The sequence below is a fragment of the Mycolicibacterium setense genome, assembly GCF_000805385.1.
Lineage (GTDB): Bacteria > Actinomycetota > Actinomycetes > Mycobacteriales > Mycobacteriaceae > Mycobacterium > Mycobacterium setense.
Window position 1 is genome coordinate 665359 of the sequence record NZ_JTJW01000005.1, and the last position, 15405, is coordinate 680763.

General features: G+C 67.2%; 16 protein-coding genes. 10 read left to right on the forward strand and 6 right to left on the reverse strand.

Translation table 11 applies throughout. The features are described 5' to 3' along the window. Positions 1–129: 129 nt before the first annotated feature. Complete coding sequence (locus QQ25_RS09530; RefSeq protein ID WP_039317520.1) at positions 130–1299, forward strand: acyl-CoA dehydrogenase; 1170 nt, start codon at positions 130–132, stop codon at positions 1297–1299. Between the two features lie 80 nt (positions 1300–1379). Here QQ25_RS09530 and QQ25_RS09535 read toward each other — a convergent pair whose 3' ends face one another. Then, entirely contained in the window at positions 1380–2111 is a 732-nt protein-coding gene (locus QQ25_RS09535; protein WP_039317523.1) for a TIGR03089 family protein, read from the reverse strand. A gap of 25 nt (positions 2112–2136) precedes the next feature. After that, positions 2137–3618 (reverse strand): LCP family protein, encoded by a 1482-nt coding sequence (locus QQ25_RS09540; RefSeq protein ID WP_039378403.1) that lies wholly within the window; start codon positions 3616–3618, stop codon positions 2137–2139. 66 nt (positions 3619–3684) lie between these two features. Between QQ25_RS09540 and rfbD the strand changes: the two genes are divergently transcribed. From rfbD to QQ25_RS09560, 4 genes are all read left to right on the forward strand, one after another. Beyond that, positions 3685–4584, forward strand: coding sequence for a dTDP-4-dehydrorhamnose reductase (rfbD, locus tag QQ25_RS09545; RefSeq protein WP_039378404.1), 900 nt, complete (start codon positions 3685–3687; stop codon positions 4582–4584). Further along, the gene (locus tag QQ25_RS09550) at positions 4581–5471 is read left to right on the forward strand and encodes a glycosyltransferase family 2 protein (protein ID WP_039378405.1); all 891 of its coding nucleotides are present in this window, start codon (positions 4581–4583) and stop codon (positions 5469–5471) included. The genes rfbD and QQ25_RS09550 overlap by 4 nt, the downstream gene beginning before the upstream one ends. A gap of 1 nt (position 5472) precedes the next feature. Beyond that, complete coding sequence (gene manB, locus QQ25_RS09555) at positions 5473–6552, forward strand: mannose-1-phosphate guanylyltransferase ManB (protein ID WP_039317534.1); 1080 nt, start codon at positions 5473–5475, stop codon at positions 6550–6552. Positions 6553–6639: 87 nt separating this feature from the next. After that, entirely contained in the window at positions 6640–6975 is a 336-nt protein-coding gene (locus tag QQ25_RS09560; RefSeq protein ID WP_039378407.1) for a DUF732 domain-containing protein, read from the forward strand. Here the strand turns inward: QQ25_RS09560 and QQ25_RS09565 are convergent. Genes QQ25_RS09565 through cofD form a run of 3 tightly spaced genes read right to left on the reverse strand, consistent with a single transcriptional unit; the run spans position 6972 to position 9864 of the window. Further along, positions 6972–7520 (reverse strand): NUDIX hydrolase, encoded by a 549-nt coding sequence (locus tag QQ25_RS09565; RefSeq protein ID WP_039378408.1) that lies wholly within the window; start codon positions 7518–7520, stop codon positions 6972–6974. The genes QQ25_RS09560 and QQ25_RS09565 overlap by 4 nt on opposite strands. After that, entirely contained in the window at positions 7517–8872 is a 1356-nt protein-coding gene (locus tag QQ25_RS09570; protein WP_039378409.1) for a coenzyme F420-0:L-glutamate ligase, read from the reverse strand. Before QQ25_RS09570 ends, QQ25_RS09565 begins: the two co-directional genes overlap by 4 nt. After that, the gene (gene cofD, locus QQ25_RS09575) at positions 8869–9864 is read right to left on the reverse strand and encodes a 2-phospho-L-lactate transferase (protein WP_039378410.1); all 996 of its coding nucleotides are present in this window, start codon (positions 9862–9864) and stop codon (positions 8869–8871) included. Before cofD ends, QQ25_RS09570 begins: the two co-directional genes overlap by 4 nt. A 294-nt stretch (positions 9865–10158) precedes the next feature. Between cofD and QQ25_RS09580 the strand changes: the two genes are divergently transcribed. Further along, complete coding sequence (locus QQ25_RS09580) at positions 10159–10563, forward strand: WhiB family transcriptional regulator (protein ID WP_039317544.1); 405 nt, start codon at positions 10159–10161, stop codon at positions 10561–10563. A gap of 46 nt (positions 10564–10609) precedes the next feature. Here the strand turns inward: QQ25_RS09580 and QQ25_RS09585 are convergent, their stop codons facing one another. Continuing rightward, positions 10610–11032, reverse strand: coding sequence for a metallopeptidase family protein (locus QQ25_RS09585; protein ID WP_029107265.1), 423 nt, complete (start codon positions 11030–11032; stop codon positions 10610–10612). A gap of 131 nt (positions 11033–11163) precedes the next feature. Here QQ25_RS09585 and QQ25_RS09590 point away from each other — a divergent pair, with 131 nt between their 5' ends. From QQ25_RS09590 to manA, 4 genes are all read left to right on the forward strand, one after another. After that, entirely contained in the window at positions 11164–11583 is a 420-nt protein-coding gene (locus QQ25_RS09590) for a DUF3499 domain-containing protein (protein WP_039317549.1), read from the forward strand. A 126-nt stretch (positions 11584–11709) separates the two neighbouring features. Beyond that, positions 11710–13098 carry a phosphomannomutase/phosphoglucomutase gene (locus QQ25_RS09595; protein ID WP_039378411.1) on the forward strand — a complete coding sequence of 463 codons (1389 nt, stop codon included), beginning with the start codon at positions 11710–11712 and terminating at the stop codon, positions 13096–13098. Beyond that, entirely contained in the window at positions 13095–14165 is a 1071-nt protein-coding gene (locus QQ25_RS09600; protein ID WP_039378412.1) for a hypothetical protein, read from the forward strand. Before QQ25_RS09595 ends, QQ25_RS09600 begins: the two co-directional genes overlap by 4 nt. Before the next feature lie 3 nt (positions 14166–14168). Beyond that, the gene (gene manA / locus QQ25_RS09605; RefSeq protein WP_039378413.1) at positions 14169–15395 is read left to right on the forward strand and encodes a mannose-6-phosphate isomerase, class I; all 1227 of its coding nucleotides are present in this window, start codon (positions 14169–14171) and stop codon (positions 15393–15395) included. Positions 15396–15405 lie beyond the last annotated feature (10 nt).

Here is a 15405-nt window from a genome sequence, read left to right on the forward strand (position 1 = left end):
ACCTTTCGTGGGACTGAGTGCCGATGCTATGGTACTGAGTACCAAAAGTAGCAGGACGATGCACTCGATGTGCGGTCCGCGCAACGATTGATCCAAGAGAGCCACGAGCTGAGAGCTAGGGAGACGATCATGGCTGGCTGGGGCGGTAACCCATCTTTCGATTTGTTTCAGTTGCCTGAGGAGCACCAGGAGCTTCGGGCGGCGATTCGGGCACTGGCGGAGAAGGAAATCGCCCCGCACGCTGCCGACGTCGACGAGAACGCGCGCTTCCCGGAGGAAGCGCTGCAGGCCCTGAATGCTTCGGGTTTCAACGCGGTTCACGTGCCCGAGGAATACGGCGGCCAGGGTGCCGACTCGGTCGCGGCGTGCATCGTGATCGAGGAAGTGGCGCGGGTGGATTGCTCGGCGTCGCTGATCCCGGCGGTCAACAAACTGGGCACGATGGGCCTGATCCTGCGCGGCTCCGATGAGCTGAAGAAGCAGGTGCTGCCCTCGCTGGCTTCCGGTGAGGCGATGGCCTCCTACGCTTTGAGCGAGCGCGAGGCCGGCTCGGACGCGGCGGGCATGCGAACCCGCGCGAAGGCCGACGGCGATGACTGGATCCTCAACGGCACCAAGTGCTGGATCACCAACGGCGGCAAGTCGACCTGGTACACCGTGATGGCGGTGACCGATCCGGACAAGGGCGCCAACGGCATCTCGGCATTCATCGTGCACAAGGACGACGAGGGCTTCAGCGTCGGCCCCAAGGAGCGCAAGCTCGGCATCAAGGGCAGCCCGACCACCGAGCTGTACTTCGAGAACTGCCGCATTCCGGGTGACCGGATCATCGGCGAGCCGGGCACCGGTTTCAAGACTGCGCTGGCGACGTTGGATCACACCCGCCCGACCATCGGTGCGCAGGCCGTGGGTGTCGCCCAGGGCGCACTGGACGCGGCGATCGCCTACACCAAGGACCGCAAGCAGTTCGGTACGGCCATCGCTGATTTCCAGGCTGTGCAATTCATGCTGGCCGACATGGCGATGAAGCTGGAGGCCGCGCGGTTGATGGTCTACCACGCCGCGGCGCGCGCCGAGCGTGGCGAGCACAACCTCGGGTTCATCTCGGCGGCGAGCAAGTGCTTCGCCTCCGATGTGGCCATGGAGGTCACCACCGACGCGGTGCAGCTGTTCGGCGGCGCCGGCTACACGGTGGACTTCCCGGTCGAGCGGATGATGCGCGACGCCAAGATCACCCAGATCTACGAGGGCACCAACCAGATTCAGCGCGTGGTCATGAGCCGCGCCCTGCTGAAGTAACTAACGACCGCCCAGTGGCCAGTTAGCGCACACTTTCACCGAAAGAACGTGCGATAACTGGCCTTTGGGCATTTTGGCGGTCAGCCGCGGGTGACCTTCTCCGTCGCCCGGCGTCGCTCCTGGGCGCCGGGATCGGGATTGGCCACCTGCACGAGCGACGCCCCGACGGCGAACACCGCGACCAGGTTCTCGATCAGCTCGTCGGGGGTGTCCCAGGACGCCGTGGACAGCACGCGGTCGCGATCGGTGAAACCCTGTGCCGCCGCGGCACTTCGGGCGGCCTCCAGTACCTCGGCGACCGATCGTCCGGCCAGGGCCGGCCCGGGCACACGTTCTGGCACGATCTGATCCCCGTGCACCCGGACCGCGGTGGCGTAGTCGGTGACCCCGATGGGCAGATCCGCGGCGGGTTTGCCGAACGGGTCGAGCGACAGCACGGCGACCTCGCCGCCGGAGACCGCGTCGTCGGCCTCGTCGAGCCGCTCGCGGGTGCACAGGGCGATGTCGGCTTCCGTCATGCCCGATTGCTCCTCGCGTGCGCCGGCCAAAACCACCTCACTGCCGATCCACCAGACCCCGAACAACACCGCGGCGGTCTGCCAGTGCGCGGGCAGCAGCACCGCCACCCGCGTTCCCGGGCCGGCACCCATCTCGTCGCGCAACAGATTGGCGGTCTTGGCGGCCCAGTTGGCCATGGTCACCGTCGACAGCTCGATCCGCTCACCGGTGGCGTCGTCGTAATAGGTGATCCGTGGCCCGGCCGGATCCGCTGCCAACAGCGGATCCAGCACGGCGGCGCTGAGTGTGCTCATAACTTGTGGTTGTACTCGAGGACGATCAGTTCACACACTTGGGATCGTCCGAACCCGCGTTGAGGATCGGCGACGGAGGTGGTGGCGGGCTCTCTTCGCCGGTGTCGCCGGAGGTGTCCCCGACGGCGGCCGGATCCACCGCTGAGGGATCACTGCCGTCCAGACCGGACCCGGGCCCGGTGTAGTCCGCCGCCAGCACCACCCGCACCGCGCCGGGCGGCAGCGACGAATCCGCGTTCACCGGCAATCCACCGAGGTCCTTCGACACGGCCTGTGCGCCGAGGTCGTCGGACTTGGCGGCGAGTACCTGACTGGATGCCGGCGGGACGCCTTCGTGATTACCGGTGGCGCCGGGCACGAATCCCTTGTTGCTCAACACCTGCGACACCGCGGCAGCCAGGCCGTTGATGTCGGTGCCGTTGACCACCTCGACGGTGGTGTTGTCCGGCGAGTAGCTGAGTTGCTCGGTCTTGCCCTCGTCCTGGTCCTGCAGCAGGCTCGACACCCACTGGTGGACGTCATCGGGATCCACCCGGACCACGCTCTGCATGCCGTCGTCGCTCCAGCCGTCCTCACGCAGGATCGGGATGGTCGCGAACGCCACGTTGCCGGCCGCGAGCTTCTGCAGCTGTTCGACGAAACTCATGATGTCCCAGCCGTCGGAGATCACCACCGAGCGCTGCACGGCCTCCTGCAGCCGCCCCAGCGTCCCCGGGCTGGACAGCGTCTTGCTGGAGATCACCTCATGGGCCAGCGACGCCATCACGGACTGCTGCCGGGTCACCCGGTCGAGGTCACCGCGCGGCAGATCGTGGCGTTGGCGCACGAAACTCAGCGCCTGCGGGCCGTTGAGTTTCTGCCAGCCGGCCGGGAAATCTGCACCCGAAAGTGGTTCGTAGACAGCATCTTTGAGGCAGACGTTGACGCCGCCGAGGGCGTCGGTGATCAACGCGAAGCCGAGCAGCCCGATCTCGGCGTAGTGGTCCACCGTCACACCGGTCAGCCCGGCGACAGTCTGGATCAGTTCCTCGCGGGCAGCCTCGGTGGCCTTGGGCTCGGCGACGGCCGGATCTTCACCCTCGACCTCGACGAGCTGCTTCATCCGCTCGAGCTTGACGTCTCCGAACACCCCGTTGATCTTCATCTTTCCCCAGTTCGGCGCTTCGACGTACGAGTCGCGGGGGATGGAGATGGCGGTGGCCGACTTCCCGTTGTTGGGGATGCGCACCAGGATGATGGTGTCGGTGTTGGTCGAGACGTCGTCACCGGCGCGCAGGGCCTCCAACTCCTCGGCCGACAGCGGATTGCCGTGGGCGTCGGTGCGACTGTCCATACCGACCAGCAGGATGTCGATGGCGCCGTCCTCGCCGCCGCCGCCGAGCGCCGCCGAGCTGATGTGGTTGATACCGGATTCGAACGAGCGGATCTGGGTCCAGGCCACCCCTGTTCCGAGCACCACGGCCGACGCCGTGGCGACAGCAAGGGAGCGAAGGAGGGGGATACGCACGTGCCCAGGCTACTTGCGGCCAGGACGTGAGCCGGGTAACGCGGACCGGCGTGCCAGACTCGGCGCATGGCGCAACGGATTGTGATCACCGGGGCCGGCGGCATGGTCGGCCGGGTATTGGCTGATCAGGGGCGTGGTGAGGGCCGCGACGTGCTGGCCTTGACCTCTGCCGAATGTGATATCACCAACGCCGGCGCGGTCCGGCAATTCGTGCAGCCAGGTGACGTGGTGATCAATTGCGCGGCATACACGCAGGTGGACGCCGCTGAAACCGATCAGGAGAGGGCCTACGCCGTCAACGCGGCCGGTCCTGGCAACCTCGCCGCGGTGTGTGCACAGGCCGGTGCCGGCCTGGTGCACATCTCCACCGACTACGTATTCGGCGCGTCCCGCGAGCGTCGCACGCCCTACGAGACCGACGACGAGACCGGACCGGTCAACGTCTACGGCCGCACCAAGCTGGCCGGGGAACAGGCAGTGCTGGCCGCCAAGCCCGACGCGCATGTCGTTCGCACCGCGTGGGTGTACCGAGGCGGCGACGGAGCCGACTTTGTGGCGACCATGCGCAGGCTGGCGGCCGGCGACGGTCCTGTCGACGTGGTGGCCGATCAGATCGGGTCGCCGACCTATACCGGTGACCTGGTGGCAGCCCTACTGCGGATCGCCGACGGCGGCGTGCGGCCCGGCATACTGCACGCCGTCAACTCCGGACCGGCCAGCCGCTTCGACCTGGCGCGGGAGACCTTCGCGGCCGTCGGCGCCGATCCAGAGCGCGTCCGCCCGGTCGGCAGCGATCGCCATCCGCGCCCCGCACTGCGCCCCGCCTACACCGTCCTGTCCGCGCGGCGGTCCGCCGAGGCGGGCCTGACCCCGCTGCGGGATTGGCGGGAGGCGCTCGTCGCAGCGATCGGGAACACCGCGGTTGGAAAAGACCGGTCGTCCGGCCCGTTACCCTCTACGCCGTGACTGAGGATGCGGCCCGCCCGCTCGTTGTGGTGACGGTGACGTACTCGCCGGGTCCACACCTTGACCGTTTCCTGGCCTCACTCGCGTTGGCCACCGATCGGCCGGTGAAGGTCATCATGGCCGACAACGGCTCGACCGACGGTGCACCCGAGCAGGCTGAAAAACGCTATCCGAACGTCCAGCTGCTGCGTACCGGCGGCAATCTGGGTTACGGCAGTGCGGTCAATCGCGGCGCGGCCCAGATCTCCGACGGGGACTGCGCGGAATTTTTCATCATCGCCAACCCCGACGTGCAGTGGGGACCCCGTTCGATCGACATGCTGCTCGACGCCGCGCAGCGGTGGCCTCGGGCCGGGGCGTTCGGGCCGCTGGTCCACGATCCCGACGGATCGGTGTATCCGTCGGCGCGCCACCAGCCGAGCCTGATCCGCGGCGGCATGCACGCCGTCATCGGTCCGTTCTGGAAGTCGAATCCGTGGACCGCCGCCTACCGTCAGGACCGCCAGGAGCCCAGTGAGCGCGAGGTCGGCTGGCTGTCCGGTTCATGCCTGCTGATGCGCCGCGCCGCCTTCGACGCCGTCGGCGGGTTCGACGAGCGCTACTTCATGTATATGGAGGACGTCGACCTCGGTGACCGGATCGCCCGGGCCGGCTGGCAGAACGTCTACGTGCCCTCGGCCGAGGTGCTGCACCACAAGGGCCACTCCACCGGCCGTGACCCGGCGCGCAACTTGGCCGCCCATCACCGCAGTACCTACACTTTTCTGGCCGATCGATATCCGGCGCCCTGGCAGGCGCCGTTACGGTGGACAATTCGGGGCGCGCTGGCAGCACGCGCGGGCCTGGTGGTCGGTAGTTCTCGACGTAAGCACGCGAAAGGGCGCTGACGTGATCAATCCCGCGGAAGTGGATGCCGTCGTTCTCGTCGGCGGCCGTGGCACCCGGCTGCGGCCGCTGACACTTTCGGCACCCAAGCCGATGTTGCCGACGGCCGGAGTCCCGTTCCTGACCCATCTGCTCGCCCGGATCGCGGCTGCCGGCATCAAACATGTCGTGATGGGCACCTCGTACAAGGCCGAGGTTTTCGAGGAAGCTTTCGGTAACGGCTCCGATCTGGGGCTGGAGATCGAATACGTCACCGAGAGCGAAGCACTCGGCACCGGTGGTGCCATCGCCAACGTGGCCGACAAGCTGCGCTATGACACGGCCATGGTGTTCAACGGTGACGTGCTGTCGGCGGCCGATCTCGGCGCGTTGCTCGAGTCCCATGACACCCACCAGGCCGACCTCACGCTGCATCTGGTGCGCGTCAGTGATCCGCGTGCATTCGGCTGCGTGCCCACCGATGCCGACGGTCGCGTGACGGCATTCCTGGAGAAGACCCAGGACCCGCCGACCGACCAGATCAACGCCGGCTGCTACGTGTTCAAAAAGCATGTCATCGACCAGATTCCGAGTGGGCGGCCGGTTTCGGTCGAGCGCGAGGTGTTCCCGGGCCTGCTCACCGATGGGCTCAAGGTGTGCGGATACGTCGACGCCTCCTACTGGCGCGATATGGGCACACCCGAGGATTTCGTCCGCGGTTCTGCCGATCTGGTCCGCGGTATCGCACCGTCACCGGCACTCAACGGCCAGCGTGGCGAGTCCCTGGTGCACGAAGGCGCGGCGGTCGCCCCCGGCGCCTTGCTCATCGGCGGCACCGTGGTGGGTCGCGGAGCCGAGATCGGTGCGGGCGCCCGCCTGGACGGGGCGGTGATCTTCGACGGCGTACGGGTGGAAGCCGGTGCGGTCATTGAACGTTCGATCATCGGCTTCGGCGCCAGGATCGGCCCCCGGGCACTGATTCGTGACGGCGTGATCGGCGACGGGGCCGATATCGGTGCCCGCTGCGAACTGTTGCGCGGTGCCAGGGTGTGGCCCGGGGTCAACATTCCCGACGGCGGTATCCGGTACTCGACCGACGTGTGAGTCCGGCCGCGCCGTGTGGGCGTGGACAAAAGTGTGTTTGCCGGCCCCTGTCACGCCTTAGGCTGTGATCGGCGAAAGAGGGGGACCATGCTCACTGGACTACGGCGCGTGGCGGTGGCGCCGATCGCGGCAACGTTGGTGCTCGGCTCGTTATTGGGAGCGACGGCCCCGCGGGCCGCGGCGTGGCCGATTCCGTTGACCGCGCAGGACACCAACTATCTCAAGGCCACGCGCGGGGTGTTCCCCGGCGACGACGACCAGTTGCTGCTGGTCGGGCGGGAGATGTGTCGACTGCTGTACACCGGGACGCCCGCGCAGGCGGTGATCGACCAGATGGCGGGCCAGTACGCCGCCACCCCGGAGCAGACCTCGGTTGCGTTGCGCGCGGCCCGTCGCGCGTACTGCACGCAGGCTCCCGGTTAGACGCTTCGCGGTACGGAGGCGGCCAATTGGGTCAGCCCGAAGTCGGTGCCCTCGGGCAGGGCATCGAGTGGCCACCAGCGCAGGTCCAAAGATTCGTCGCTGCAGGCGATCTCGGCGCCCGCTGAGGCCCGCACCACGAACTGCATATCGAGGTGACGGGTCGGTACACCCAGTGAGCACGTCACCGGATGCACGTGCAGTGCGGCCAACTGGGGATCGATGGTCAGTCCGGTGATGCCGGACTCCTCGGTGGCCTCGCGCAGGGCGGCGGCGCGAATGTCGGAATCCGTTTCCTCACAATGCCCGCCCAGCTGCAGCCAGCGCCCGAAGCGGGGATGCAGCGTGAGCAGTGTCTGGGTTCCGGTGTGGTCGATGACCAGAGCAGAGGCGGTGATGTGCCCGGGAACGCATGACCGCAGGCAGGCATCGGGACGGGCGGCCAGGAACGACAACACCGCATGCCGCAGCGTGTCCTGACCGGGATCACTTGTCTGCCACTGCGTCAGTACCTCGACGGCCGAGGCGTGAAGACTCTCGGCGCTCACTTCACGACCAACAGGCCGTCGGTGGGGACGGGTTCGCGAGGCGGCTGTGGATCGGCCGGGTAGCCGATCGCGATGGCGCCCAACGGTTCCCACTCTGCCGGGAGATCGAGCTCGGCCCGCACCAGATCGCCGGCGAAGATCGTCGAACCGATCCAGCAACTGCCCACCTCGCGCACCGCCAGCGCCACCAGCAGGGCCTGCACCGCCGCACCCACCGCGACGGTGAACATGGTGTGCTCGGCCTGGGTGCGGGCCGGGTCGGGGTAGCTGTGGGCGCCGTCGGGGACCATGAACGGAATCACCAGTTCCGGGGCATCATAAAGGATTTGGCCACGGTTCAGGCGACGTTCGACGGCCTCCGGGTCCCGCCCGTCGCCGGTCAGATCGGCACGCCACTTGTCCTTCATCCGGTCCAGCAGCCGTAGGCGCGTGGCGCCGTCCTGCACCCAGACGAAGCGCACCGGGCGGGTGTGATGTGGCGCGGGTGCGGTGAGCGCCTCGCCCACGGCGGCGTCGACGAGTGCGTGATCGACCGGTTCATCGGAGAATATGCGCACTGAACGACGCAATAGCTGGGCCTGGCTGCGCCCCAGCTGGATTGCCTCGGCAGTGCCGAGCCAGAACAGATCGTCCTCGCCGGAGCGCAAAAGCGTCCGCGCGTTCGATCCGTCGTCGATCGGATCGAGGCCGCGTACCACCGCGACCGGAATCGCGGTGAGCTTGCCCTTCACCAAATCGGCTGCGGCAGCGATCTCATCGGCCACAGCCACCTCGGTGACCAGCAGTTCGTTGCCGTGCCGGTCGTGCGCGCCCGCGTAACCGTGCAGCACGGTGAGCCCGGCGGCGCCGATGGCGAAATCGGCCTGGCCGTTACGCCAGGCGCGGCCCATGGTGTCGGTGATCACGACCGCGACGGTGACGCCGAGTCGCTCACGCAAGCCGTCGCGCAGCGCCGCCGCGCTGCCGTCGGGATCGACCGGCAGCAGGGCCAGCTCGTTCGAGTCGACGTTGGAGCCGTCGACCCCGGCGGCGGCCTGGACCAGCCCGATGGCGTTCTCGGTGATCAGAGTCCGGCCCTTGCGTGCCAGCACGCGGACCGCCTCGGCATCGATGAGCTTGCGCCGCAAGGTGTCCCGCTCGTCCGGATCTGAAGGTGCGGTGACGATGCGGCCCTCGCACTTGGACACGATCTTGCTGGTGATGACCAGCACGTCCCCGTCACGCAGCCACGGTGCCGCACCGGCGAGGGCCGCGGCGAGATCGTCACCCGGACGGAACTCGGGAAGCCCCGGCACCGGAAGAATCTCTACCCTGTCGGCAGACCCGTGCTCGGTGTTCACGTCCGCGGTCACAGCGCGATGCCTGCCACGTCCAGACCTGCCCGCACCATCTCGGCGGTGGTCGCCGGGTCTGTCATCAGCAGCGGTACCGCCCGTACCTCCACACCCTCGATCTCGGCGTGATCGCCTTCGTGTACCAGCCATCCGTCCAGGATGCCGGTGCCCGACCGGGCGCCGAAGTGTTGACCGACGGCCTCTGATGTGGATTCGACACCGATGATGGACAGGCACTGATCTGCCATGCCGCGCAACGGTTTTCCGTCGATGATGGGGGAGTACCCGATCACGGGCGCCTTGGTCGAACGCAGCGCGCCGCGGATACCGGGGATCTGCAGGATCGGCCCGATGCTCACGACGGGATTCGACGGTGCCAGCAACACCACGTCCGCATCGGCGATCGCCTCGGTGACACCCGGCGCGGCGGTTGCCTGTTCCGCACCGACGAAGGCAAAGCTGTGTGAGGGCACCTGCGCGCGGTAGCGCACCCACCACTCCTGGAAGTGGATTGCGTGCCGGGTGCCGGCCTCATCGCCGGGGCCGGGGTCGGTGATCACCACGTGCGTCTCACTGCGATCGTCGGTGACCGGCAACAACCGCGCCCCGGGTGACCAGCGTTTACACAGTGCCTCGGTGACCTGCGACAGCGGATAGCCGGCGCGCAGCATCTGGGTGCGGACCAGATGGGTGGCCAGGTCCCGGTCGCCCAGGCCGAACCAGTCGGGCTGGACGCCATAAGCGGCAAGTTCTTCCTTGGCGTGCCAGGTCTCGTTCCGATGACCCCAGCCGCGCTCGGGATCGATGCCGCCGCCCAGGGTGTACATGCAGGTGTCGAGGTCCGGGCAGATCCGTACCCCGTGCATCCACGCGTCGTCACCGACGTTCACGATCGCTGTGAGTTCATGCTTGCTGTCGCTCCCGGCGAACTGTCCGAGGCCCAGCAGATGCTGTACCCCCAGCAAAAACCGGGCGCCTCCGACGCCGCCGACCAGAACGGTGATCTTCACAACGTCCGACCCTAAGCTCTGAGGGCGCGCGGATGGAAACGACGTCGTCACGGGCAGGACACGCCGATGTCGCGACGCGCCGATTTGACATTACGAGATGGTATGAATTCGCGTCCTGGCGCTTGACCCCGGCAGCTAACACGTGTGTAATCACAGATGTGTCATTTCCCGGTTGGTGACTGATTCCGGTGTCGCAGACCGAGATTCGATCAAATGTTCGAATGGGGTGACCGCACATCGCAATAGTGGGGCTCCACTTAGGATCTACGAGACCGAGTGAGGAGGCGGGGGATAATGTCTTATGAGAGCGGCGATTTCGATCGTGTGGTCCGGTTCGACAACCGGCTACTCGGCTCGGTAGACAACGCACCGCACATCAACACGGCACCGACACCGCTGGGGGAGACCGGACGTCCCCAACTGAGTTTGGTTCCTGTGGGTTCGGTTCCCGAACTCATTGATGTTGATCCGGAAAACGAAGACGACCAATGGCAGGAACGTGCGCTGTGCGCACAGACCGACCCGGAGGCGTTCTTCCCGGAGAAGGGCGGGTCTACCCGCGAGGCCAAGCGCATCTGCCAGGGCTGCGAAGTAAAGGACGCATGCCTGGAATATGCGCTCGCACATGATGAACGCTTTGGTATTTGGGGAGGGCTGTCCGAGCGGGAGCGTCGCCGGCTCAAACGCGGCATCATCTGACGCTCTTCTCGGTAGAGCGCTTCATCACACGGTGCGGCGCTCGCGGTCAGTCGTCGTCGATCGTCGGGTCGATGACCGACGGCTCAACTCCCAGATAGGTGGCCACCTGGGCCACCAGGATTTCATGCAGCAAGTCAGCTAGCTCATCGGATCCTTTGACCCGGCGCTCGATGGGCTTGCGGAACAAGACAATTCGAGCCCGGGTCGAATTTCCCCTGACATCGACCCCAGCAGGTATCAGCCGCGCCAGCGCGATCGGCCCGTCGGCGATGACCTCAGGCGGCCATTGCACACTGTCGGGATCTTTCGGAGACATCCGCGGAATCTCATCGACCGCGACGTCCAGCTCTCCCAGCCGCGACGCCCACCGCCGCTCGATCGGTTCGTAGGCCTCCAACACCGCCATGTCGAACCGCTCGGCCCGGCTGCGCCAGCCCGGAACCGAGCGCGGAAGCAGCGGTCCGCGCATATCGCGGCCGCGACGCGATCGCCATGGGTTGCGCTGGGCCACGGCGATGATCGTAACGGTTCGGGATCGGGGCCCCGACGGCTGCGCGTGTCCGGCGGCACACAGCGATCGTCCAAAGTAATCTCTGGAGCGTGAATGCTCCCCGTCGCTGCTGCCGGCCCGGGTGCCCGCACTATGCCGTGGCGACGCTGACTTTTGTCTACTCCGACTCCACAGCGGTAGTCGGACCACTCGCCACGGTGTCTGAGCCCCATTCCTGGGATCTGTGTGTCGGCCATGCCGGCCGTATCACGGCGCCGCGAGGCTGGGAGCTGGTCCGCCACGCCGGACCGCTGCCGACCCACCCCGATGAGGACGATCTGGTGGCGCTGGCCGACGCGGTCCGCGAAGGCCAGTCCGGTGCCGTTTCCCGTGGTGGCGTGGTGGCCGGATTCTCCGATCCCTCGACCGGCGTGAGCACCAGCGCGGTGATGGCACCGACAGCGCGTCCGGCCGAGACCAACGGCCGTCGTCGCGGGCACCTGCGGGTGCTGCCGGACCCCGAGAACTAGCCCGGACTAGCTCTGACTAGCCCTGACTGGCACTGACCGGACGACGACCAGCCCAAGAGTAGTGAGCGTGTCGACGCCGCCCGACGGTTAGGCTGGCGCCAACGATTCCGTTTCACGAGGAGCTATATGTCTAGGCCAGCGGCGGCTGTTCACGATGTCATCAAGGCCTATGACGTCCGGGGATTGGTCGGCAGTCAGATCGACGAGGCGTTCGTGTCGGAGGTAGGCGGCGCGTTCGCTCGTATGGTCCGCGCCGAGGGTGCCGAACAAGTGGTGATCGGCTATGACATGCGGGCCAGTTCCCCGACACTGGCCTCTGCCTTCGCCGACGGCGTCACCGCTCAGGGGCTGGACGTGGTCCGCATCGGCCTCGCCTCCACCGATCAGCTGTATTTCGCGTCGGGTCTGTTGGACTGCCCCGGCGCCATGTTCACCGCTAGCCACAACCCCGCCGCCTACAACGGGATCAAACTGTGCCGCGCCGGGGCCAAACCCGTCGGCAAGGACACCGGCCTTTCGATCATCTCCGACGAGGTGATCGCCGGGGTGCCTGTGTTCGACGGCCGCACCGGTTCGGTGTCCGACCGCGACGTGCTGTCCGACTACGGCAGCTTCCTCCGGTCACTCGTCGATCTCAGCGAGCTGCGTCCGCTGCGCATCGCGGTCGATGCGGGCAACGGCATGGCCGGTCACACCACGCCGGCGGTCCTCGGGCCCATCCCGGGCGCCACCGTGTTGCCGCTGTTCTTCGAACTCGACGGCACCTTCCCCAATCACGAGGCCAACCCACTGAATCCGGCCAACCTCGTCGACCTGCAGGCCCACGTGCTGGCCACCGGCGCCGATATCGGTCTGGCGTTCGACGGGGACGCCGACCGCTGTTTCGTCGTCGACGAACTCGGCCGCCCGGTGTCGCCGTCGGCGGTGACCGCACTGGTGGCCGCCCGCGAGCTCAAGCGCGAGATCGGCGCAACGGTGATCCACAACCTGATCACCTCACGCGCCGTGCCCGAATTGGTCGTCGAGCGTGGCGGCACTCCCGTGCGGTCTCGGGTCGGGCACTCCTACATCAAGGGTCTGATGGCCGAGACCGGGGCCATCTTCGGCGGGGAACACTCGGCGCACTACTACTTCCGCGACTTCTGGGGCGCCGATTCCGGCATGCTCGCCGCACTGCACGTCTTGGCCGCACTGGGTGAGCAGGACCGTCCGCTCTCGGATTTCATGGCGGACTACCAGCGCTACGAGGCGTCCGGCGAGATCAACTTCACCGTCGCCGATGCCCCGGCATGCGTCGACGCCGTACTCAAATCCTTCGCGAGCTCGATCCAGTCCATCGATCACCTCGACGGCGTCACCGTCGATCTCGGTGACGGCAGTTGGTTCAACCTCCGTACGTCGAACACCGAGCCGCTGTTGAGGCTCAACGTGGAAGCCCGTACCGCCGAGGATGTCGCCGCGCTCGTCGACAGAGTGTCGGCACAGATCCGTGGGGTGAGCGAGCCGGTGCCGTGAACGCCGTGGACGCCACGGTCGACCTGGACGACGGCGACGGACTTCTCGCCGCCGACCGCAACGGTCTGCTGCGGGCCGCGGCAATGGCGGGCGCCCAGGTTCGGGCCACCGCCGCGGCACTGGCCGAGGGCGTGCTGGACACGCTGCGTGCGGATCGCCCACCGCGCACAGTGATTTGGGTTGCCGGCCGCGGCACCGCCGAGAATGCCGGCGCCATCCTCGTCGCCGCGCTCGGTGCGTCCATCTCGGCGCCGCTCGTGGTGGCCACCGAGACGCCGCCGTGGCTCGGCGCACTCGACGTGCTGATCGTGGCCGGTGACGATGCCGGTGATCCGGCGCTGGTGAACGCGGCGGCCACGGGGGTGCGCCGTGGCGCCCGGGTGCTGATCGTGGCTCCGCATGAAGGCCCGTTGCGCGACATCGCGGCCGGACGCGCCGTGGTGCTGGCGCCACGGCTGTGGGTGCCCGACGATTTCGGTCTGACCCGGTACCTGGCCGCCGGACTGGCGGCATTACATGTTCTGGATCCCGGTATGCGCGTGGATCTGGCCGCGCTGGCCGACGAACTGGACGCCGAGGCGTTGCGCAACAGTGCGGGACGAGCGCTGTTCACCAACCCGGCCAAGACGCTGGCCGAGCGGATGTCGGGCAGCGCCGTGGTGCTGGCCGGCGACAATCCGGCCACGCTGGCGCTGGCCCGGCACGGGGCGACGGCGATGCTGCGCCTGGCCGGAGAAGTGGTGGCCGCTGCCGGACTGGGCGATGTGCTTGCCGCGAAGTCCAGTGGGGCCGTGGGGCCGCCCGCGGCCACATCGCTGTTCCACGACGAAGAGATCGACGGCCCGCTGCCGCGCCGCATGCGCACATTCGTGTTGATCACCGACACCGAACGCCAAGCGGTGAGTGCTCGGGTCAATGGATTCGACGACATCGCGGTGGTCGGTGCCGAAGATGTGCCGGAACCCACTGGGCCGACCCTGCCGGCCGGGCGCCCGGAACAACAACTGGCGGTTCTGGCTGTCCGTGTGGAGATGGCGGCCGTATACATGAAATTGGTTCGAGGATAAGAAGTGCATCTGCTACGGGGAGCGGTGCGGACCTATGCCTGGGGTTCGCGTACGGCAATCGCTGATTTCACCGGAAGGCCCAGTCCGACAATCCATCCGGAGGCCGAACTGTGGCTCGGAGCGCATCCGGGTGACCCGGCGTGGCTGCAGACCGAACATGGTGAAGAGTCGCTGCTGCAGGCGGTTCAGGACGACCCGGAGGGCCAACTCGGCAGCGTGGCGATCGGCAGATTCGGCGACGCGCTGCCGTTCCTGGTCAAGGTGCTGGCCGCCGATGAACCGTTGTCGTTGCAGGCACATCCCAGCGCGGCTCAGGCCCGGGAGGGATTCGACCGTGAAGACCGGCTCGACATCCCGGTGTCCTCACCCGTCCGCAACTACCGCGACCGGAGTCACAAGCCCGAATTGCTGGTTGCGCTAGGTCAATTCGATGCGCTCGCCGGATTCCGCACCGTCGACCGCACGGTGGAGCTGATGCGGGCGCTGGCGGTCTCCGACCTGGACCCCTTCATCAACCTGCTTTCCGATCAATCCGATGCCGACGGGTTGCGGGCCCTGTTCACCACCTGGATCACCGCGCCGCAGCCGGACCTCGACGTGCTGGTGCCCGCCGTTCTCGACGGGGCTGTCCATTACATCCGTTCCGGGGCAAAGAAATTCGCAGCCGAGGTGAAAACCGTGCTCGAACTCGGTGAGCGCTACCCCGGTGATGCCGGCGTGCTGGCGTCCTTACTGCTCAACCGGATCAGTCTGCAGGCCGGCGAAGGCATCTACCTTCCGGCCGGAAACCTGCACGCATACCTTCACGGTGTCGGCGTCGAGGTGATGGCCAACTCCGACAACGTACTGCGCGGTGGGCTGACCCCGAAGCACGTGGATGTCCCCGAACTCCTGCGGGTGCTGGACTTCACCCCGACACCGGAAGAGCGGTTGCGCCCCGAAACCGTCACCGACGGTGCGGAAACCATCTACCAGACCCCCGCGCACGAGTTCGCGGTGTCGGTGTTGACCGTCGATGCCGACCGCATCGGTGACGAGATCGACGTGCACTCCCACCATCACGGGCCGCAGTTGCTGTTGTGCACGCAGGGCGCCGTGGTGATCTACGCCGACGATGACAAGCTGACCATGGAGCGCGGCTCGGCAGCGTGGGTGGCTGCCGAGGACGGCCCTATCCGGCTGACCGCCGCAGAGCCGGCGAAACTTTTCCGCGTGACCATCGGCATCTGACGGGCACCGG

Bases quoted from the DNA above. Each gene is read 5' to 3' on its own strand.
- QQ25_RS09530 (WP_039317520.1), top strand. From the start codon at position 130: ATGGCTGGCTGGGGCGGTAACCCATCTTTCGATTTGTTTCAGTTGCCT.
- QQ25_RS09535 (WP_039317523.1), bottom strand. From the start codon at position 2,111: ATGAGCACACTCAGCGCCGCCGTGCTGGATCCGCTGTTGGCAGCGGAT.
- rfbD (WP_039378404.1), top strand. From the start codon at position 3,685: ATGGCGCAACGGATTGTGATCACCGGGGCCGGCGGCATGGTCGGCCGG.
- QQ25_RS09560 (WP_039378407.1), top strand. From the start codon at position 6,640: ATGCTCACTGGACTACGGCGCGTGGCGGTGGCGCCGATCGCGGCAACG.
- QQ25_RS09580 (WP_039317544.1), top strand. From the start codon at position 10,159: ATGTCTTATGAGAGCGGCGATTTCGATCGTGTGGTCCGGTTCGACAAC.
- QQ25_RS09585 (WP_029107265.1), bottom strand. From the start codon at position 11,032: ATGCGCGGACCGCTGCTTCCGCGCTCGGTTCCGGGCTGGCGCAGCCGG.
- QQ25_RS09595 (WP_039378411.1), top strand. From the start codon at position 11,710: ATGTCTAGGCCAGCGGCGGCTGTTCACGATGTCATCAAGGCCTATGAC.